The sequence below is a fragment of the Tenacibaculum gallaicum genome (assembly GCF_003387615.1).
GTDB classification, from domain to species: domain Bacteria; phylum Bacteroidota; class Bacteroidia; order Flavobacteriales; family Flavobacteriaceae; genus Polaribacter; species Polaribacter gallaicus.
The window spans coordinates 117759-137373 of the sequence record NZ_QUNS01000002.1; the positions used below are offsets into that span (position 1 = coordinate 117759).

At 31.5% G+C, this 19615-nt stretch carries 18 protein-coding genes; all 18 read right to left on the bottom strand.

The window, feature by feature from the left end; all coding sequences use genetic code 11:
• Positions 1-29 precede the first annotated feature (29 nt).
• Positions 30-1502 (bottom strand): nicotinate phosphoribosyltransferase, encoded by a 1473-nt coding sequence (locus tag C7448_RS04870; RefSeq protein ID WP_115900247.1) that lies wholly within the window; start codon positions 1500-1502, stop codon positions 30-32.
• Positions 1503-1570: 68 nt separating this feature from the next.
• Entirely contained in the window at positions 1571-2581 is a 1011-nt protein-coding gene (locus C7448_RS04875; protein ID WP_115900248.1) for an ADP-ribosylglycohydrolase family protein, read from the bottom strand.
• Between the two features lie 42 nt (positions 2582-2623).
• On the bottom strand, positions 2624-3178 hold the full coding sequence (locus C7448_RS04880; RefSeq protein ID WP_115900249.1) for an NADAR family protein: 555 nt from the start codon (positions 3176-3178) through the stop codon (positions 2624-2626).
• 22 nt (positions 3179-3200) lie between these two features.
• Positions 3201-3926, bottom strand: a complete 726-nt coding sequence (locus C7448_RS04885) for a metallophosphoesterase (protein WP_115900250.1) — start codon at positions 3924-3926, stop codon at positions 3201-3203.
• Positions 3927-3930: 4 nt separating this feature from the next.
• On the bottom strand, positions 3931-4485 hold the full coding sequence (locus C7448_RS04890) for an RNA 2'-phosphotransferase (RefSeq protein ID WP_115900251.1): 555 nt from the start codon (positions 4483-4485) through the stop codon (positions 3931-3933).
• Between the two features lie 11 nt (positions 4486-4496).
• Positions 4497-4970, bottom strand: coding sequence for a macro domain-containing protein (locus C7448_RS04895; RefSeq protein ID WP_115900252.1), 474 nt, complete (start codon positions 4968-4970; stop codon positions 4497-4499).
• A gap of 43 nt (positions 4971-5013) precedes the next feature.
• Positions 5014-5850 (bottom strand): ribose-phosphate diphosphokinase, encoded by an 837-nt coding sequence (gene prs, locus C7448_RS04900; protein WP_115900253.1) that lies wholly within the window; start codon positions 5848-5850, stop codon positions 5014-5016.
• A gap of 64 nt (positions 5851-5914) precedes the next feature.
• Entirely contained in the window at positions 5915-6604 is a 690-nt protein-coding gene (locus tag C7448_RS04905) for an NUDIX domain-containing protein (RefSeq protein WP_115900254.1), read from the bottom strand.
• A 41-nt stretch (positions 6605-6645) separates the two neighbouring features.
• A complete protein-coding gene (locus tag C7448_RS04910) occupies positions 6646-7023 on the bottom strand; it encodes a potassium channel family protein (RefSeq protein WP_115900255.1) in 378 nt (125 codons plus the stop codon).
• 38 nt (positions 7024-7061) lie between these two features.
• Positions 7062-7601, bottom strand: coding sequence for a sigma-70 family RNA polymerase sigma factor (locus tag C7448_RS04915; protein WP_115900256.1), 540 nt, complete (start codon positions 7599-7601; stop codon positions 7062-7064).
• Between the two features lie 261 nt (positions 7602-7862).
• Positions 7863-8198: a DUF3703 domain-containing protein gene (locus C7448_RS04920; RefSeq protein WP_115900257.1), complete on the bottom strand. Its 336-nt coding sequence runs from the start codon at positions 8196-8198 to the stop codon at positions 7863-7865.
• A 51-nt stretch (positions 8199-8249) separates the two neighbouring features.
• The gene (locus C7448_RS04925; protein ID WP_115900258.1) at positions 8250-9863 is read right to left on the bottom strand and encodes an amidohydrolase; all 1614 of its coding nucleotides are present in this window, start codon (positions 9861-9863) and stop codon (positions 8250-8252) included.
• Positions 9864-9968: 105 nt separating this feature from the next.
• Positions 9969-11741 (bottom strand): S41 family peptidase, encoded by a 1773-nt coding sequence (locus tag C7448_RS04930; protein ID WP_115900259.1) that lies wholly within the window; start codon positions 11739-11741, stop codon positions 9969-9971.
• 12 nt (positions 11742-11753) lie between these two features.
• Positions 11754-12500, bottom strand: coding sequence for an outer membrane beta-barrel protein (locus tag C7448_RS04935; protein ID WP_115900260.1), 747 nt, complete (start codon positions 12498-12500; stop codon positions 11754-11756).
• Between the two features lie 397 nt (positions 12501-12897).
• A complete protein-coding gene (locus tag C7448_RS04940; protein WP_115900261.1) occupies positions 12898-13257 on the bottom strand; it encodes a DoxX family protein in 360 nt (119 codons plus the stop codon).
• Between the two features lie 3 nt (positions 13258-13260).
• On the bottom strand, positions 13261-14700 hold the full coding sequence (locus tag C7448_RS04945; RefSeq protein ID WP_115900262.1) for a M20/M25/M40 family metallo-hydrolase: 1440 nt from the start codon (positions 14698-14700) through the stop codon (positions 13261-13263).
• A gap of 48 nt (positions 14701-14748) precedes the next feature.
• The gene (locus tag C7448_RS04950; protein ID WP_115900263.1) at positions 14749-16530 is read right to left on the bottom strand and encodes a TonB-dependent receptor; all 1782 of its coding nucleotides are present in this window, start codon (positions 16528-16530) and stop codon (positions 14749-14751) included.
• Positions 16531-16569: 39 nt separating this feature from the next.
• Positions 16570-19590 carry a tetratricopeptide repeat protein gene (locus C7448_RS04955; protein ID WP_115900264.1) on the bottom strand — a complete coding sequence of 1007 codons (3021 nt, stop codon included), beginning with the start codon at positions 19588-19590 and terminating at the stop codon, positions 16570-16572.
• Between the last annotated feature and the right edge of the window lie 25 nt (positions 19591-19615).

Below are 19615 nucleotides of genomic sequence, written 5' to 3' on the forward strand. Positions count from 1 at the left end.
AGCAGGAGTTAAATTCCTGCTTTCTTATACTATTCTGTAAGTTCTAACACACGGTTTCTAGTACGAAGTCTTATTTCACTAAGTTTTTCATCGACTAACAATTTTCCGTTTCTAAAAACTTCTCGTAATTCGCCTTCTTGTTCTTCTTCCCAACTTACTTGATCGTGTAATTTGTACTCTCCATCTTTTAGCGTTATTTTTAATAGCCCTTTAGCAGATTTTTTTGTTCCATCATCTGTAATTGGATCTTTAAAAATTGCTCTTCCTTCTCCATCTACTTCTCCGTAAGTTGCTTTCATGGCAAAACCAAAAGTATCTCTGGTATTGTATTGATAGGTAAAAGAACCAATTCCTAGCACTACATTAGTAGAAGCAAATCCTTTTTGTTTTAAGCGTTCACAAATTTGTGTTGCTCTTTCAAGGGTAATACTATCGCCATAAATAGCTCCGATATGACTATCTAGTTCTTTGTATCCTTTTGCATTGGTTGCTCCTCCAAAAACTTCCCAAAGCAGTTGTATAACTCCTTTTTGTGCTGCTTCTGTCTTACCGTTTGGATTTCCGCAAATAATATCTACAGGATCACCACTATCTGGTCTTATGACTACTTTTCCATCTCTAGCCATCACTTCTTCTTTTAGGCTTGGTAAGTATTCGGTAAGAACCTTCCATAAATCCCAAGTATCAGAAACAATAGAAACAATACCGTTTGGGTATACTTCCGTAATTAATCTTTTAAAAGTTTCTTCTTCACGGCTGTTAGTTCCCATACACATTACAGAGTGTTCAGTTGCCGCAACAGAACCTCCAATTAATTCGTTGTCAGAATCTGCATTGTAGTACTTTTCTAAAAAATCTACAGCAGGAATTGTATCTGTACCAGTAAAACTTAATAAGTGACCAGCAGCACTCATTTCTGCAGCTTCTAAACCAGCCATTCCTCTCATAGAAAAGTCGTGTCCTTGCCAATCTACCATTTCAGGGACAGATGAGGTTTCTTGTGCGTATTTGTCTAATATTTTTCTGTATTGTTTTGCGATGGTTGCAGAATTACATGGTAACCAAACTGTGGTAGATAATAAGGTTTCAAAATAGTTGGTTAGCCAAAAGAATTCTGGTAATGTATTATACATGGTAAACATTGGTACTCTGATAGGAACTTCTACACCTTCAGGTAATGCTTTAAAAGTCATAGGAATGTACCCTAAATCGTGTAACGCAGCAATATGCTCAATACCTACTGAATTTTCACCTAAATAATTATTGATTCTTCTACTGTATTGTTTGCAAATTTCTTCTTTTGGTTTGTTAAAGAAGTTGGTTTTAAATTCTTCAATGATGTATTTTTTGATGAAGTATTGCAGTCCAAAAAAAACAACCTTCTCAACACCTTGAATTCTACTTTTTCTTGGGGTCCAGTTTGAATATACTAACGTGGTATTGTTAGGGTATTGTCTTCTGTGGTCTACTTTATAACCGTCTGTATATAATAATGGGTTCATAGTTTGTTGTTTTATTTGTGTTAAATTTACGCAAATTAAAATTAACTGACAATTAAATCTTTGAAATTTTAGTTTACCCCCTCTAAATATTGATTAAAAAGAGAAGATATTTCTTCTATATATTGTTTCCCTTCAACATTCTCAATCATAAAATCAGGAAGGCTTTCAACTCCATACAATCCTGAGTTAATTCCTGTTGTTATAGATGCTACAGAGTCAACATCACCTCCAAGAAAAATAGATTTCTTAAGAGCATCAAAAGCACTTGTACTATTTTTTAAGATATATAGAACACAGCCTGTGGTGTATTTTGAATCTGATGGCATACCGTTAATCCCATCTAAAAAATATGGTTTTCTTATGGGTTGATGTCCGCATAATGTTTCGTAATTACTCTTAGTTAATATCTCATTTGATTTTATCTTATTAACAGAGGTAAGGTAATTTTTATATTCACCATTTAGATTTACTTTTTCTATACAGTATTTTATGAGGTTTTCTTTATTTCCTTTTTTTATAAGTAAGTACTCAGTAGCTCTTGCAATGCATTGACTACTAAGTATGGCATTTATATTAGGATGTGTTGCATTAGCATTGATCTCTGCATATTTATTAATGAGATTTGAAGGAATAAAGCCTAGTGGGACTGATCTCATAGCTGGAGCATTTCCGGGAGTTGATCTATTTCTTTGAAAGTTTTTAATTTCTCTAATTGTCATTTCTCCAGAAAAAAACCACCTCATTGATCCATGACCATTTCTGCCGTAGCCTTTTTCATGTTTACCTTTGTTGTATTCATCTTCCCATTTCTCTATTAGTAAATTTTCATTAAACTCTTTTTTTGAATAAAGAGCTTTTATAAGTCCAATTGTCATTTCTGTATCGTCTGTGTACTGCCAATCGTAATAATTTTCTGTAAAAGCACTTAACTTATCAGCTGAGACTTTAATTAAGTGGCGTACGTTGATGAATTTGGTAAAATCTACATTTTTTTGAATCCAATTTCTATCTTGAAACTCTAAGCCAGCACCAAAAGCGTCTCCTATAGCTATACCCAGTAAAACATTGTATAAATTCACAATATCATATTTAATTATATCTAAACTTTTGTAGTCAAATGTTTATGATTTTTTGTTTAATAAGTCTCTAACTTCCATTAAGACATAGCCTAATAAATTGTGCCCTTTCCATAACTCTGGATTAGTAACATTAGGATTGTCAGCAGACATTCCAATTCCCCATATAGAATCAACAGGGCTTGCTTCTACTATAATTCTATCTTTTGTGTTTAATAAAAATTCTTTTAAGTCTTTATTTTGAGAAAATTTAGCATGGTTGGCTTTTACGACGATTTCGAATTTGTGTTGATCCCATACTTCTGGAGAAAAGTTTTTAACCTTCCTCCCTAGTTTTTTTACTTGATGAGGTGTACTAGCAGAAAGGATTTCTTGTAAAGTTTCTTCACCATTAAACACTTTCGCTTTACCAGCCATCATATAATGCTCAGCAGTAGGGTAGGTAATACCATCGATTTCAAAAGAAGCTTTCCACCACTGGCTGAAACAGCTTTTACCGACGCTTCCATCCTTGTTGGGTTGATGCCCCCAAAAAAATAAGAATTTTAAGTTTTCATTATTGTTGTAACGTGCTATTATTGTTTCGTTATTATATTTCATAGTATTATTATTTAGATGAATTTTAATTCCTTCCTTTTTCGTTTTTATACAAAGTTTTTACTTGGTCGCTTTGCCAAAATTCTTTGCTGTCGATATCTATAATAGTTAAATATCCTGTAAATGCAGCTCCTGTATCAATGTTCCATAGGTTTAAAGCGTTTATAGGTTTTGATGAATTGTAGCGTATAGTTGGGGTGTGACCAATGTATATTTCTGAATAATGTGTAAATCTTTCAGGGTATAATTCTGACTCTTTAGGTAAATCTTTATCAGTAGCTAAAGCAGTTTCCCATAAGGTTCTATCAAAATGATAATTTAATTTGAAAGTCTCTTTTTCAACTCCATGCATAGAAGTGAATCCAGCATGTATAAACAAACGATTTTTACTATCGATATGGTAAGGTTTCATTTGTTGAAAAAAAGCTAAATGTTTTTGTCTTTCTTTTTCTGAATAAGATTCGTAGCTTTTTTTGGTTTCTTCACCACCATGTGCTAACCAAATGGTTTCACCTTTACCAGTTCTCAACCAATCTTCACACCACAAATCATGATTCCCTTTAATAAAAACGCATTGATGCTTTTTATTTAGCTCTATTAAATAATCAATGACTTGTGCAGACTCACTCCAACCGTCCACATAATCACCAAGAAAAATTAAGGTAGCTTCTAAGGTAACTTTGGCTTTTTTTAAAACTTGGGGTAAGGCTTTTAAGCCTCCATGAATATCACCAATGACAAATGTTTTCATACTATTATAAATCTAAAAATTCAATAAATTCAGCCGGGACAAGATTCGTTAACCAAACTCCATTTTCAGATAAAAAGAACTCATATCCTTTTTTATACATAGCCCCTGACTGAACAGTTAAAATTATAGGTTTACCTCTTCTACTACCTACTTTTTTAGCAGTTTCTAAGTCAGAACTCAAATGAACATGTTGCCTACTCATTTTTTGTAATCCATTTTCTTTTATTGAGGGAATAAATTCAGCTACAGTTCCATGATATAAAAATTGAGGAGGAGTCTTTGTTTCAGTTGCTATTATTACATTCTTCAATGAATGTCCTTGATTTGCTCTTATTTTAGTTTGATTTTCATTTAATGAAAATCGTTGTTTGTCGTTATTTTTTACGATAAATTTCAGTTCTTCTTTTGTAAAAGTAACTCCGTTGTTACTTGATTTGTTCAAAAGTTCTTCTACTGAAGCCCATCCGCTGATATCTAATTTTAGACCAATTTTTTCAGGCTGATGCCTTAATATTAGGCTTAAAAACTTACTTATTCTTTTTGTGTTTTTTTCATTCATAATTTAGATTTTTAGTCAAAATCATATACTGTGGTGGAAATGGATTTTTTTATAAGCTCTTTTATAATTAAGGGCTCTATTTTACCCCAAGTTCCACCAGCTAATCCACAGCCAATTCTTGGCATATGAACGGATGCATTTAACTCTTTAGCTTTATTATGTACTTTTTGTAATCCTTGTTGAATAGCTTCATAACGAATTGGAGGATTACCATTTTCATCTTTTCTAATTTTGTGTTGCCCTATAAGATTTGCAATCCACAGATCGTCTTTAACTTGTATAAATTGAACTTCTCCTAAATTAAAATTTTCTTTAGTTTTATACCAGTTACGATACGCTTTTTCTGGAGTTTTCCATCTTTTGGAAATCGCCATAACAAAACCTTTTCCCCAGCCACCAATATCATTACAAACATGAACAATAATTTTATTACCTTCTTGTTTTGGTAGGCTTGCGTCTCCTTTTATGTACTTAACATCATTCATCATTTAGTAGTTGTTGTTTTTCATAATAATTTTTGTCTAGTCTTTATAGCAATTTTCCCAATTCAATCTGTATACAATTATCGTTTTCTATAGTTTTAAAACTATCCGTTGTAAAAATTTTGGTGAAGTGTTTTTGAAGCTCATCAAAACCTTTACTAAATATTCCGTGACTTATCGCTAAGTATAAGTTTCCTGCGTTCTTTGCTTTTAGTTCTTTAGCTAGCCCTAAAAAAGTTCCACCACCATCGCAAATATCATCGACTAGTAAACAATTTTTTCCTTGTAGGTCATCAGCATATACTTTGAAACCTGTTAGCTGACCAGTCTTTACATTTCGGCTTTTTGAACATTCTACTACTTCATAATTTTGAAGGTAGGCAGCAACTTTATATATTTTTTTTAAAGCACCTCCGTCTGGTGAAATTAGAAGTAAGTTGTCTGATAATTGTTGAGTAACGTGCTCTATGAATTTGTGGTTATCTATAATTCTACAGTTATTCAATAGGGCAGGAGTTACCTCAGAATGTGGGTCGAAAATAGTTACTGACTCAAAGTTTTGTGTATTTATAATGTCTGCATATACTTTTACCGATAAAGGTTCACCAGATACCATTAATCTATCTTGACGCGCAGCGGGAAAATAAGGAAGTACAACATGTAGTTTTTTTATTCCCATATTTTTTAGTGCATTGGTAGCCAATAATAGAATACCTATGTCATTAAAAGATAGAATACGATGTGTAATCGTTACTTCAGTTACATTTTCAAGTTTAGAAATGATTTTAATATGCGGTTCCCCTCCTGAAAAAGTAAAGAAATTATAGTCTATATTGTTTTCGGTTCCGTAAGGAGTAAAGTGTTTGTCTAAGTTTAAAATCATATTGCGTAATTTTTACACAAATATAACGTGGTTTTTTAAAATAAAAAATGTTTTAGTGTTTTTTTTACGCAAACTTAATTTCGAAGTGAAACCCTTTCTTTTCTAGTTCTTTATATTTTTTAGCATTAAACTTAAAAAGTTTCGCAGGCCTACCACTAGATGGTTGGTGTATTTTGTCTGTTTCAGTAAGTATTTCGAAGCTCATGATTTTTTTTCTGAAATTACGTCGGTCAATTTTTTGGTCAAGAATAGTTTGATAGAGGTTTTCTAAATCAGAAAAAGGGAATTCTTTTTTTAATAGTTCAAAACCAATAGGTTGGTAGTTTATTTTGTTTTGAAGTCTTTGTGAAGCTGTGGTTAAGATAAGGTTGTGGTCAAAAGCTAATTGTGGTAATTCATGGATAGGAAACCATTGTACTTCAGCAGCATCTGTACTTGCACTGATTTTAAAATGATTTGGACTTACCAAACCAAAATAGGTAACAGAAATTACTCTGTTTCTGGGATCTCTTTTTGGAGCACCGAATGTGTATAATTGTTCAAGATAATCAATCGTTACTCCTGTTTCTTCCAATAATTCTCTTTCAACAGCATGTTCCAGTGATTCATTTTCTAAAACTAATCCACCAGGCAATGCCCAAGTTCCTTTAAAAGGTTCAATGCCTCTTTTTATTAATAAGACAGAAAGTTCTTTTTGTTGGTAGCCAAAAACAACAGCATCTACAGCAACTTTTATATTTTGTGATATCTTCATTTAGTGTTGAATTTACACAAAGTTACGAAAGTTTTAAAAAATTATGGATTCTTATTTTTAAACTTAGAAGTTAGTTTATGCAATGGTGTTTTTTGATTATCTTTTTGTAATGTAAATTGAACAATTTTAGCAGTAAAGGCAACAAAAGTTCCGATAGATAGAAAGGTATAGATGATTGTAAATATTTTACTAATATTATGAGTAGGAACAAAGTCTCCATAACCTACCGTAGCCATTGTCATTACAGAGAAGTATAAAGAGTCTATAACTTCCCAATGCTCAATTTTGTGATAGAATATAGTAGAGCTAGTTAATAATAGAGACAGAAAAAAGAATAGATACCTAAATTCAGTATCTTTTTTGATACCTATAAAAACAAGTTTACAAAAACGATAAAAGTTAATAAAGAAGGATATCATAATTAAAAGTAAGTTAGATGAAAAGTTTAATATATAATTTACTTACAAACCTTGCAATCTTCTTTATCTTGAATTTCTCCAACCAGCTTGCCTTCTTCGTTAAGTGAAAATCCACAACAATCCATAAAACCTTGCGCAATTAATTTACGAGCACGTTGAATCTGAGATTTTGTAGTAGGTAAGTTTTGTTTTAAGGTATTAGCAACTTCTTGCTGTTTTAACCCTTTAATATCTGATAAAAATAGAGGGTCTCTATATTTTTTTGGCAAGCTTTGTAAGATTCCGCGTAAGCAATCTTTTTCAGTATGTTCGTGTTCTTTTACATCAGTTTGAGCTTCAAAATTTTTTAATTCAACCGTTTGATTAGTGTTTTTGAAGTAATCCATCATTGTGTTACGAGCAATCGTAAAAATCCAAGGCTTTAGTTTGGTAATGTCTTTTAATGTGTGAAGCTTGGTATGAACTTTTATGAATGTTTCTTGTAAGAGGTCATCAGTTACCGTAGAGTCTTTCACTTTGCTTAAAATAAAGTGTTTTACATCATCTGCATATTTTTTCCAAACTTGTTGTGTTGTCATAGTATAAATTTACGAAAAATGTCACGCTGAATAAAATGAATGTTATGTTTTCATTGTATTCAGAATGACAAGAATTTTAAAAGTTGATTTAATTAACAGTTACAGTTATTACACGTACAGTTTTCACAAGTACAATTTGAGCAGTCTCCTGTTTTACATCCTTCGCAAGTGCAGGTACATTGATTATTATTTTTCATGATATTATATGTTTTGTGTGTTCATATAGTAGACTAGAAAATGAGCAAAAAGATGCATTTATTTTTAAAAATATTTTTGAAGTTCTTTTCTAACAGGAATAGGTTTAATTGCAGATATGTTAGAGCCACCTGTGTTTCCTGTAGGTGCCCAAATGTTTGTAAAAAATATTGAGGCAATAATTCTAGAGATTTGACCTAATATTTCTTTACTGTTTTTTGTTTTTATTCCGAATATAAGCATATAGTAATGCGACAAGGTATGACGATACATGTGTTTTTGACCTAAAATATGTGCATTTTCGAAATGATAAAAAGACATCTGAAAGTGTTTACTTTTAAGTGCCTTTTTAGCTAAAGTTAATTGTCTGTAATATTCTTGTTTTCGTTGTAGCTTGGTCATGATTTATTGATTTTATAAATCAGACTACAGAGAAATGAAAAAGATGCATTTCTAATTTACTTTTTCTCCATTTACATAGGTTGCTATCACTTTTGTGTTTGGAATCTCTTTTCCGTCAATTGTCATAATATCCTTATCTAGAATAATAAAATCTGCTACTTTACCAACTTCAATACTTCCTTTTTCGTTTTCTTCAAAATTAGCATAGGCATTCCAAATGGTCATTCCTTTTAAAGCATTTTCTCTAGATAAAGCATTTTTCATTTGATAACCTTTTTCAGGATAGTTTTTTAAATCTTTTCTGATAGTTGCTGCATAAAATGTATATAACGGACTTACATGCTCGATAGGGAAATCAGTTCCTAAAGCTACTTTTCCATATTCCTTTAATAAATCGTTATAAGCGTAAGCACCTTTAATTCTTTCTGAGCCAACACGATCTTCAGCCCAGTACATGTCGGAAGTGGCATGTGTTGGTTGAATAGATGGAAGTACATTTTTGAATAAGTTAAAATCTTTTACATCTATTATTTGAGCGTGCTCAATACGCCAACGACGATCGTTTTTGTTTTTTAGTACTTCGTTGTAGGTTTTTAGCATCACATAGTTGGCAGAATCACCAATAGCATGTGTGTTCATTTGATACTTTGAGGCGGCAATTCTTTTAGCTACTTTTTGTAGGTTTTCATATGAATTAACCAGAGCACCAAAATGTCCTTTTTTGTCAGAGTATTCTTTTTTAAGAGCTGCTCCTCGTGATCCTAGAGCACCATCAGCATATACTTTTACAGAGCGAACATTCAATTTATCGGTTTTAATAACTCCTTTGTTGAGGTAATAGTCAAGGTTTTCTTGATTATTAGAAATCATTGCGTACACACGCATTTTTAAATCACCTGATTGTTGTAAACTGTCAATCAATTCAATTACCTGTTTATCTAACCCAGCATCATCAACCGTGGTAAGTCCTAAATTGAAACAGATTTTTTCAGCATCTTTTAAGGCTTGAATTTGTGCTTGTTTTGAAGGTTTTGGAATATTGATAAAATTCATTGCATTATCAATAAGTACTCCTGTTAACTTTCCGTCTTTTTTTATAAACTCACCGCCATCAATTTTTGACTCAGGAGTTATGCCAGTTAAATCAATAGCAGCTTGATTTACTAACATTGCATGACCATCAATTCTACGAATGGCTACTGGTGTGTCTGGAAAAATACTATCTAATTTTTCTTTGGTAGGAAAATCTTTTAAGTTCCAATCATTTTGATCCCAACCACGACCTGTGATGTAGGTTGTGTTTTTTTCTTTTTGAAAATTGATTAAGCGTTGTAATACTTCATTATAACTTTTAGTTCCTACCAAGTCTACTTTTTGTTGTTGTAAACCTAATCCGTAAAAATGACAATGTGCATCGATAAATCCTGGATATATTGGTTTGTTTTTAGCATCAATAATGTTTAATGCTGTATATTTTTCTTGTATTTCTTTATTGTTTCCTATATCTATAAATTTTCCGCCTTTAATAGCGAAACTTTCAGAGGTGTCAAAATTGGAATTTACAGTATAAGCATTTGCATTGATTACGATTGTATCAACTTTTTCTTGTGGCTTGCAAGAAAACAATAAACTAAAAGCGAGTAGAGGAAGTAGTGTTTTTTTCATGGTAGTATTAAGTTGAAAGATAGAGAATCAAATGTATTTAAACTTAAACAAAAAAGGAAAACTAAAACTAGTTTTCCTTTTATAAATACATAATAGAAAAAGTTCCTATTTACTAACGGCTTTTAAAGCAGCGTTAAAAGCAGGATCAATATAAGTTGTTGTTAATTCGTCTACTTGTTCTTGTGTAGGGATAGTTTTTACATCTGGAGCAACACCAATAGCTTCAACAACTTTTCCTTCCCTGTTTTTAAATGCCATTAAAGGCATGTAAAACTGTAAGTATTCATTGCTTAGTCTATTACCACCATTAAACGAATCTTGACCTCCTAAACCAGCTGTACCACCACCACTGTTGTCTCCAACGATAGTTACATGATCTCCTTGAGATTTAATCATCATAGTGCTAATTTCAGACATACTAAAAGAGTTTTCATCAATTAAGACAGCGATAGGGATATTTTGTTGAAGGGCAAATTTGTGAGGTTTAGTTTCTACTGGTGTCCAAGGACTGTAGTTGAAGCGACCATTCCCTTCTTTGGTTCTTTGGTATCCCCAAACTTTTTGTTGTGTTATAAATCTTTCAGTAAAAATGCGAGCATCAATTACATAACCACCACCATTACCGCGTAAATCTAAAATTATTTTTTTTGCTTTACCATTGGTTATAGGGTTATATAATTTTCGGTAAAGATCAATTGCATGGTTTGAGGCTATAGAGTTTAATAAGTCGTCAAAATCACCAGGTATAGTATAAACCTGTCCGAAAAATTCTTTTCTTATATTGTTAAAAAAACTTGATACTTTTTTGTAAGTTTCTATACGGCCATTGTAAATTTCATAAAGCGTTTTGATAGCATTTTTTTGAGCTTGTGTTATATTTTGGCTATTATAATGTGCAAGATATAAAAGCTCAACACTTTCGTGCTTTGTGAAAAAATCACTCTTTTTAGTTTTTATAAAGTTAGCTAGTGGAATCAAACTATTCTCAAAGTCATCAATTAACTCAGTGTTTTTAAAATTATCAAGGGCATTTGTATAATTTTTATATTCATTAGAGTTAAGAATAGTATTAATTAATGTTTTAAAAGAAATTAAGTTGTCTTTCATTAAAGTTTCAAATTCACTTCCGACTTCACTGTCTATTTTTTTTAAGTCGTCAAAGAATGATTGATTAATTCCTTCAATTTCACTTATACTTTCTAACAAAGGAAATGTTCCATCTATTATAGCATTTGGGTAAACTTCAAAACTAGTTAGTTGTATATACATTGTTTCGGGATCACTTTTTAAGAAACCTGCTAAAATAGGCCCATCTTGGATAACTGTTGTAGGGTCTAACTTTTCGTTACGCATTATAAAATTAATATTCTCATTGTCAATTTTAGGGTTTCTTTGATTTCTTCCTAAATTAACAAAACCGTCTTCTTTAGTATATTTGTATTTCATATTACTAGCAAACCCTGCAGTAATGTCAATATCACGATTAGCAGATTTGATACTTGGTAAAGGAACTCTTACATTTAAGCCGAAATGTTGATCTAAAACTTTTCCTGTAATAATTTCAGCAAAATATTTAAAAGCTAAGTTAGCTTCTTTTTCAGCGTCAATAGGATTAGCATCAGCTTTATTGAAAGTTGTTAGTTTTTTAAATTTTGGACTATATTTTTTATATACGTTATCCCAATTTTCTTCTTGTTCGTTAAAGTAGTTATAATCGTTATTCATTGTATCCCAAAAAGTATTGAAAAGATCAGTATAACTAGCTACCTCAGTTCTGTCTAATTCTGCTACTTCTAAAGAATCTTCTCTACAAGATTGAAGAGTGTGTAATGATAGAACTACTATAAATATTTGTAATATGTATTTAAGTTTTTTCATAATAATTAGTTTTTAAAAGTTGTAAGATATTCCCATACCGTAATTAGAGGTGGTGTAATAATAGTTAGAAGTTTTTCTTAATTGTTCTTTCTGATTGTCAGATAAACCATACATAAAAGAATATTCAAGAAACAGGCTTAGGTTTTTGTGAAAATTGTAGCCTAATCTTGTTTCAGCTTGTAAACCATAATCGACTCTGTTAAAATGATTTTCATTTTTATCAAAGCCATAAGATTCTGTTACTGTTTTTTTAGGAAACCCCTCAAAGTCTAACTCTCCAAAAACTTCAACAGTACTTTCTCTTTTAAGTGAGTTCCACCAACCTACATAAGTTCCAGCAAAAACTTCAAAGTTAAATTTGGTGTTTTTTAAGGCTTTATGTAATGGTTGTATTCCTACCATTACTGGAATGTTGAAATATCTCGACTTATGAAGAGTAGAAACGCCTTCGCGTGTTCCTGTTCTTTGAAACCTATAGTTTTTATTAAGATAGGTTAATCCAGTTTGTATGCTAATGTGTTTATATACTTTAAAATTGAATCCAGCTTTAAAGTAATTTCCTTCCTCATCTACATACTCAGTATTTACTCTATTACTGGCACTGTATGTAATGTTGTTGTTATTTAACCCTCCTGAAAAACTTACTCTAAATTTGCTTTGAGCAGAAAGAGAAGAGTTAATTAAAAAGGGAACAAAAAGAAGTAAGAATACTTTAGGGGTAAAAGAGGACTTTCTCCCATGAGTTTTTTTATTTTTCATGCGTGTTAATGTTAAAATTAATAAATGTTATCCGAAAAAGGATATAGCGTAATTTTTTCTAGAATAAAATTGCGTTACTAAAACAGGTAAAAAGTAAAAAACCCTAATGTTTTGTTTTAGTTAGTGTTAAAAAGAAGTGATTTTTATATTATATAGATGTAAAAAGTATAAACTAAGAATTAGTTATAGGTTTGGTTTGTAGTGTTGTAGTTTTTTTTGGGGTGGTTGAGGTGTTTTTAAAATATTTTTACTTTTTCAGTAAAAATAATTGATTTTTATGTTTTTTGTTGTTGAAAATATGGAGGTAAATAAAAACTACATTCAAAATAAGTTTTAAAAATAAATTATTCTCGTATGAGAAATATGCTTTCTATGTTTTAGTAAGAAAAACCTTTCATCAGTATATATAAATCAAATAGGCAATGTATAACAATAAAAACTGAAGAGGAACTCTAATAATGGCTATTTTTTTAGAGCCAATGGCAGGTTTTTCTCTAAAAACATCCCAAATATGAATAGGTAAAAAAATTAACATTAATATAAACATTGCTAAAGCTGCTTGTTTTGTAGTTTGGTTAATTAGTAAACCTATACCAATTACTAACTCTAATAGACCAGCGATATAGTTTACAGCTAATTTGGGGAGAAAGTTAGGGATGAATCGATTGAAAACCTTAGGTTTTATAAAGTGCATAATACCTGCAAAGGCAAAAAATATTCCAAATAAAATCCTTAATGTTGTTATTAGAATATCCATAAATTAAGGTTTTAACGTTTCGTTGTTGTATAGGTATTTATCCATTAAATACACAATGCTAGCCATAGAGGCACTACCTAATTCAAGTTCACGTTTATTAACCTTGTCAAACGTATCTGTAGCAGCATGATGATAGTCGAAATAACGTTGTGAATCTGGTCGATAACCTACTAAGGTAACATGGTCATCTTTTAAAGGTCCGATGTCCGCACCACCACCTCCAGCAGTAATATCATGTAATCCGTAAGGAGCTAAGAGTTTTTTCCAGCTTTGTACTAGTTGTAAGTTTCTTTCATTAGCGTCGATAGAAAAACCTCTAGGTGTGTGTCCGCCTGCATCTGATTCTAAAGCACCAATATGTAGTTCATTATTTTCTTTAGCTAAACGAGCATATTCAGTTGCGCCACGTAAACCGTTTTCTTCGTTCATGAAAAATACGATACGGATGGTGTTTTTTGGTTGAATATTATTCTTTTTTAATAGATATGCAACTTCTAAAGATTGTACAATTCCTGTTCCATCATCATGTGCTCCTTCTCCTAAATCCCAAGAATCTAAATGTCCACCAATTACCATAATTTTATCAGGATATTGACTTCCTTTGATTTCTCCTACGACATTGTGTGAAGGGGCGTCAGGTAAATTTTCACAATTTTGTTTAAAGTAAAACTGTAGGTTAGGTTTTCCTTTTAAATGCTTACTTAAATTCTCTGCAGCACGAGAACTAATTGCAGCGGCAGGAATATATTCTTCTTCAGGAATATCTCCATAGCTCATAGAGCCTGTGTGTGGATAATCATCGATTCCATTGGTCATAGAACGAACAATAACTGCTTTTGCGCCAAATTTTCCAGCTATAGCAGCTCCTCCATAGCGTTGTCCTACGCAACCTCCATAGGCACGAAATGTATTAATTAAAGAGTTGTCAAAAGCACCGTTAAAGAATACAATTTTTCCGTTGGCTTTATCACCAAGGTTTTTAGCTTCTTCAATATTTTTAACTTCAATAACCTCTGCAGTAATCCCGTTAACTGGTGTAGCAATTGAACCTCCTAAAGCACAAATAGGAACATTAATTTCTTCTCCATTAAACTTGTAGTTGGCTACTTCTTTTTCTCCACGAACCCAATGTGGTACCATTACAGGTTGTAACCAAACTGAGTCTAAACCAACTTCTTTCATTAGCTTTTCTCCCCAAATAACAGACTTAGCTGCTCCTTCTGATCCTGATAAACGACTTCCGATGTTTTGTGTTAAATCACGTAGCCATTCATACGATTTACCTTGGGTAAGTGCGGTGTTGAATAGTTTTTTTATTTGTGTAGAATCTTGTAGGTAGTTTGCTTCAGTATAAGTTTTTGAAGTGGTTGTAGGTTGTTTTTGCTCTGTTTTACAAGCAAAGAAAGCAATGCTAGTAAGAAGTAAAAAGGTTAGTTTTTTCATTTAGGTATTCGTTTTAACACCCTAAATGTAAGTTTTATATTTTAATTTTTAGAACAACGTATCAAACTTCCAAGTTAAACCTCCCATTGCTTGGAATCCTTGTACATTAAAGTTGTTGAACCGTTGGTAACTGTTGTTTAAAACATTATTTAAGTTTAAGAATACAGAGAAAGAATCATCAAAATGATAGCCTCCGTTAAAGTTTACATCAAAATAACTTTTTAAGTCTAGTGAGGTAAAGGTGTTAGCAGGTAAAGTACCGTAAACTCTTCCTTTACGATTTCCTACAAAATATAAGTTAGCACCTGCAAACCATTTATTGGTTTTGTAGGCTCCAAAAACCTCTCCTTTTATTTTAGGTGTGTTCCAGGCTTCTGTTTCGTTGGTTAAAGTGAATTTATTAAACTGAGCATTAGCTCCGATAGTTAAGTTTTTTATACCATCAAAAGCAACTTCACCAAAAAAGGTCATTAATTTAATATCGTCATAAATTACTTTAAAAGAGTTTCCGTACTCATATCCGTAGAAAGTAAAGCCATTGGTTCCAGCAATATTATCTCCGTCTGATTTCGATTGATTCAGTACAAAAAATGGATTATTTTCAATATCAGCATAACTTATTTTCGTGTTGTAACTAAATTGATGATTTAATTTACCTCTAATCCCCCCAAAAACATCAAATTTTTTATTGGTTTGCCTCATGTCAAGAGTAGGAGATACATATGGGTTGTCATCTGTAAAAGATTGATACATATTTGTGGTTAAATCACCAGATGCTCCAATAAATACATTTGCAAGTTCTTTTACTATAGGATAAGAAATCTCTACATCAGGGTAGATGAAAAAGTTATTTTCGCTATTTTCTGTGTCCATTGAAAAGTAGCTTTTTGCTCCTAATTGAATCGCTAAGTCTTGTACATTGAATTTGTAAGTTGGATGTACTCCTAAAGTAATGAACTTGTAATCTATAGGCGTAATAGCATCGTCACCATAAGCGTATGAACCACCTAAGTAGTTTAGGGTGGTATTTATATACAAATCGTTTAATTGACGATGAAAATTATTTAAAGGAAGTCGAAATTCTGCATTACCGTCAACTAAAAATTCCGCACTTTCAAATGAGTCAGAGAAAAAAGCGATTGCCCCGTTAGCTTCATCTAAAAAAGAATCATCTGGCTTTATTTGTCCAAATATTTTTACATGGTTGTAACTTTGAGCTTCTTCAATAGCACTTAAAGTAGCTTCAGTAAATGTAATATTAGTTGGTAAACCGTACCAGTTGTATTTGTCTTTTTCAGCATTTATACCTGCTGACCATTGAAAATAACGTTCTTGTTGAGTGTAGTTTAAGTTTAAATCAATATTATAAAAAGTGCTACTCAATTCTGTATTAGCTACAGGGTCGGACGATAACAAAAACTTTAAATGAGCAGTTAATTCACTATTATAGCTTTCACTACGCCTTACGTACGCTTCTAAAAAAGGAGAAAGAACATTTCCAAACCCAACTGATACGTAGTTAGGGTATAACTTTTCTCTTTTACCTAAGTCAACTTTTTTCATTGTTCCACTTTTTGGGATAAAAGTAGAGGCAACAGGCACCGAAAAGATTTGGTATTCTAAAGCTTTTTTCTGAGTTTCTTTGGTGTGTTCAATTATAGGTTTCTGCTTTATTTTAAAAGCATCAGTAATTTTAGGAACATATGAAGTTACAACATTCACAACTTCGGTTTTTATAATAGTGTCTTTAGCTTTAATATTTGCTTTTTTTTCTTGTGCATTTGTATATGTTACTACAAATAAAATAAGTAAACTTAAGTGCTTTTTCATCGATCTAGTCATTTAACTTTCGTTTGTTATTAACAAATTTTAGTTTTGGGTAGTTACTGATTCGTTTGTTTTTGCTTCTTTATTCTTAATGGCGCGAAGCTCATTTTTTGCTTCTTCAATTACATCTTTATATTGTGTAAAGTTTTTGATGATATTCTCCAAAATGTATGTTGCTTGGTATGCATCTTTTAAAGCATAATAATTTTTTGCCATAATTATATAACTTTTAACTCCCCAGTATTTGTATGATGAGTAATTAGCAATTAAATCTTGTACAGCCTTGGTAGATGCTTCGTATTCTTTATTCTCATGTAAAAAGAAAGCATTGTAATATAAACATTCAGCTTTCAGTTCACCGGTAGCTTTTTTACTAGCTTCATTAAAATATTCTTCAGCGGTTAAAAAATCATTGTTTTTAAATGAAGAACGAGCTAAAATTATTTTAGCATCTTCAGCAATGTTGGTGTCTACCTTTCCCTTAACTAACACTTTTTCAGCATAGGCAATAGCGTTGGTATAATCTTCTTTCTTATAGTACCCTTTCATTAAATTACTTTGAGCAAAAATGATGTTCTGCGGATAGTTAGCTTCTTTTTCTAATTGTTGAAGCACTAAAATACCGTTGCTCCAATCTTCTTTTTGTAAATAAATATTAGCTAACTTGGTTAAAGACTCTTCTGTAAACTCACTTTTAGTTTGTTTGTTTACATAAGTGTAGTGAGGGATGGCTTTATCAAATAATTTAGTGTGGTTATAAGCTTGCGCTAAGTAAAAATGAGCTTTTAATACATTAACTCCGTTAGGGAATTGTTGTAAATATTTATTAAAACTTTCAATGGCTTTATTATTGTTGTTTTCTAAGAACTTGTTTTCAGCAGATTGATAAGTTGCGTTATCTAATTCTGCATTGGTAACATTGGCAAAAGGTATGTTTTTAACCCAAGCAGCGTATTCATCTACCTTACCGATATCAATATATACATTTTTAACGTTGGTTACAGCTTGTTTTGCTTCGTTAGAATTTGGGTGTTTCGCAACTACTTCTTTGTATTTTTCAATAGCCTTTTTATTGTTGTTGTTACTGTAATACAGTAATCCTTGGCGTAATAATACACTTGGAATATAGTTGCTTTTTGGGTGATTTTTTAATAATCGATCATAAGTTTTTTGTGCTTTTGAAGCATTATTCATGGTTGTGTAAGTCGTAGCTAATTGAAATAAAGCATCGTCTTTTAATTGAGAACCTTCATAATCACTAATTAGAGTTTCAAGATTTTTAACCTTTACATCATTTTTACCCAAAAAACCATTACTCATAGCTGTTTGGTATTGTGCGTAGTCTGAACCTACACCACCTTCTTGAATTACTTTATTATAGGCCTTAATAGCGTTTGTGTAGCCTTTCGCTGCATAAAAAGAATCTCCCAAGCGATTAGAAGCATCATCATTTAAATCGTTATCATCAAAGTTTTGGTCTAAAAATTGTTGAAAGTATTTTGCAGCATTCGGGTAACTCTTTAGTTTGAAGTTTGTATACCCAATTTGGTAATTAAGCATCTTAGCCTCGTTAATATCTTTGTCAGTAACAGATAAGAAGTGTTTAAGTGCATTTTGATAATTTCCTAAAGAATATTCGGTTTCAGCCAACCAATAAGCTCCTTTGTTTTTTACTGTAACATTTTCAGATTGAGTTGCATTTATAAAGTATGGTTTAGCTTCTGTTATTTTGTTTTCGTTGTATAATTGAATACCTCTGTATAATGAAACTTCGTTGATAATATTTTTACTTTCTGGAGTCTCTGAAGTACTTAAAAAGTCTAAAGCTCCTTGATAATCTCGCTGATGTAGGTATGAAGTAACTAATAAATTACTAATTTCAGCAGTATTTGGGGATGTTGGGTATTTAGTTAAAAAGCCTTTTAAAACATCAGGAACACTTTCATACGGATTTCCTTCTTCATAACTTAATTTCGCATAATTTAAAGAAGAACTTTGTGTAATTTGAGCGTCAAAATCCATTTCACTCGCATTCTTAAAAGCATTTAAGGCTTCAGGCTTTTTATCTAATTCCAAATAACACTCTCCTAAGTGGTAATAAGCATTTTGTGCTACCTTGTTATTTCCCCCTATAATTTTATTAAAGTTACCAATAGCAGTTTCATAATCTTTTTGTTGATAGTAAGCATAACCTAAATAATAGTAATCGGTGTTTGTCCAACGACCATTTTTTCCTTTGTAGGCTTTTAAATAGGGGATTGCTTTTTCATATTTTTTAAGATTGAAATAACTTTCACCTACGATTTTAGAAATTTCTGAAATCTCTTTTTGGTCTTTCGTAGATTTTAATAATTGTTCTCCAATTTGAATTGATTTATCGAATCGTCCAGCTTTAAAACTAATGTCGAGAATATAGTAATTTGCCTTTGCTTGGTAGGTAGCGTCGTTTGCTAACTGACTTAAATTGTCTTCTGCTTCACCAAAGTTTTCTTCTTTATAGGCTATGTATCCGTAGTAATAACGAGCATCATTACCATAAATAGGGTTTCCTAACAAAGTTTGAAAACGAGACTTAGCATCTTTTAAGTAGTTAGAAACTAAAAGAGCATACCCCATTTTATAATTGAGTTCGTTTTTTTCTTCTTGACTCAGTAGTTTTTCATTTACTTTTTGATACCATTTCAGGGCATGAGCAGCTTTTCTGTTAGCAAAATAATAATTACCAACATTTAAAAAAGCCTTCTCTTTTTTATTATTGTACGGGTAATTTTCAACAAACTGATTAACTCTGTAATCAGCATCATCTTGTTGCAATTTTATTGCACACATAGCATCATAATAGTCAGCATCCGCTTTTAAATTATGATGCTTTTTAGAATTTATAGAAACTTCACGAAAAAGTTCTTGTGAAGCAGCATATGCTTTGTTGTTGTACAAACGAATTGCTTTATGAAAATCGGCATTTACATCAGTATTTATAGCCGATTCTTGCGCTATTACCGCTGTTGTAATGGTTAAAAAAAGAAATAAGTAGTAGCTTTTTTTGAAACAGTTAAATCTCATATTTTTTAGTTATCTAGAAACTATA

What these genes read in the sequence shown, in the direction of transcription:
- C7448_RS04920 (WP_115900257.1), bottom strand. Translation starts at nt 8,198, where the DNA reads ATGACCAAGCTACAACGAAAACAAGAATATTACAGACAATTAACTTTA.
- C7448_RS04930 (WP_115900259.1), bottom strand. Translation starts at nt 11,741, where the DNA reads ATGAAAAAACTTAAATACATATTACAAATATTTATAGTAGTTCTATCA.
- C7448_RS04880 (WP_115900249.1), bottom strand. Translation starts at nt 3,178, where the DNA reads ATGAAATATAATAACGAAACAATAATAGCACGTTACAACAATAATGAA.
- C7448_RS04915 (WP_115900256.1), bottom strand. Translation starts at nt 7,601, where the DNA reads ATGACAACACAACAAGTTTGGAAAAAATATGCAGATGATGTAAAACAC.
- C7448_RS04905 (WP_115900254.1), bottom strand. Translation starts at nt 6,604, where the DNA reads ATGAAGATATCACAAAATATAAAAGTTGCTGTAGATGCTGTTGTTTTT.
- C7448_RS04950 (WP_115900263.1), bottom strand. Translation starts at nt 16,530, where the DNA reads ATGAAAAAGCACTTAAGTTTACTTATTTTATTTGTAGTAACATATACA.
- C7448_RS04955 (WP_115900264.1), bottom strand. Translation starts at nt 19,590, where the DNA reads ATGAGATTTAACTGTTTCAAAAAAAGCTACTACTTATTTCTTTTTTTA.
- C7448_RS04890 (WP_115900251.1), bottom strand. Translation starts at nt 4,485, where the DNA reads ATGAATGAAAAAAACACAAAAAGAATAAGTAAGTTTTTAAGCCTAATA.
- C7448_RS04945 (WP_115900262.1), bottom strand. Translation starts at nt 14,700, where the DNA reads ATGAAAAAACTAACCTTTTTACTTCTTACTAGCATTGCTTTCTTTGCT.
- C7448_RS04935 (WP_115900260.1), bottom strand. Translation starts at nt 12,500, where the DNA reads ATGAAAAATAAAAAAACTCATGGGAGAAAGTCCTCTTTTACCCCTAAA.
- C7448_RS04910 (WP_115900255.1), bottom strand. Translation starts at nt 7,023, where the DNA reads ATGATATCCTTCTTTATTAACTTTTATCGTTTTTGTAAACTTGTTTTT.
- C7448_RS04885 (WP_115900250.1), bottom strand. Translation starts at nt 3,926, where the DNA reads ATGAAAACATTTGTCATTGGTGATATTCATGGAGGCTTAAAAGCCTTA.
- C7448_RS04925 (WP_115900258.1), bottom strand. Translation starts at nt 9,863, where the DNA reads ATGAAAAAAACACTACTTCCTCTACTCGCTTTTAGTTTATTGTTTTCT.
- C7448_RS04870 (WP_115900247.1), bottom strand. Translation starts at nt 1,502, where the DNA reads ATGAACCCATTATTATATACAGACGGTTATAAAGTAGACCACAGAAGA.
- C7448_RS04940 (WP_115900261.1), bottom strand. Translation starts at nt 13,257, where the DNA reads ATGGATATTCTAATAACAACATTAAGGATTTTATTTGGAATATTTTTT.
- C7448_RS04895 (WP_115900252.1), bottom strand. Translation starts at nt 4,970, where the DNA reads ATGAATGATGTTAAGTACATAAAAGGAGACGCAAGCCTACCAAAACAA.
- prs (WP_115900253.1), bottom strand. Translation starts at nt 5,850, where the DNA reads ATGATTTTAAACTTAGACAAACACTTTACTCCTTACGGAACCGAAAAC.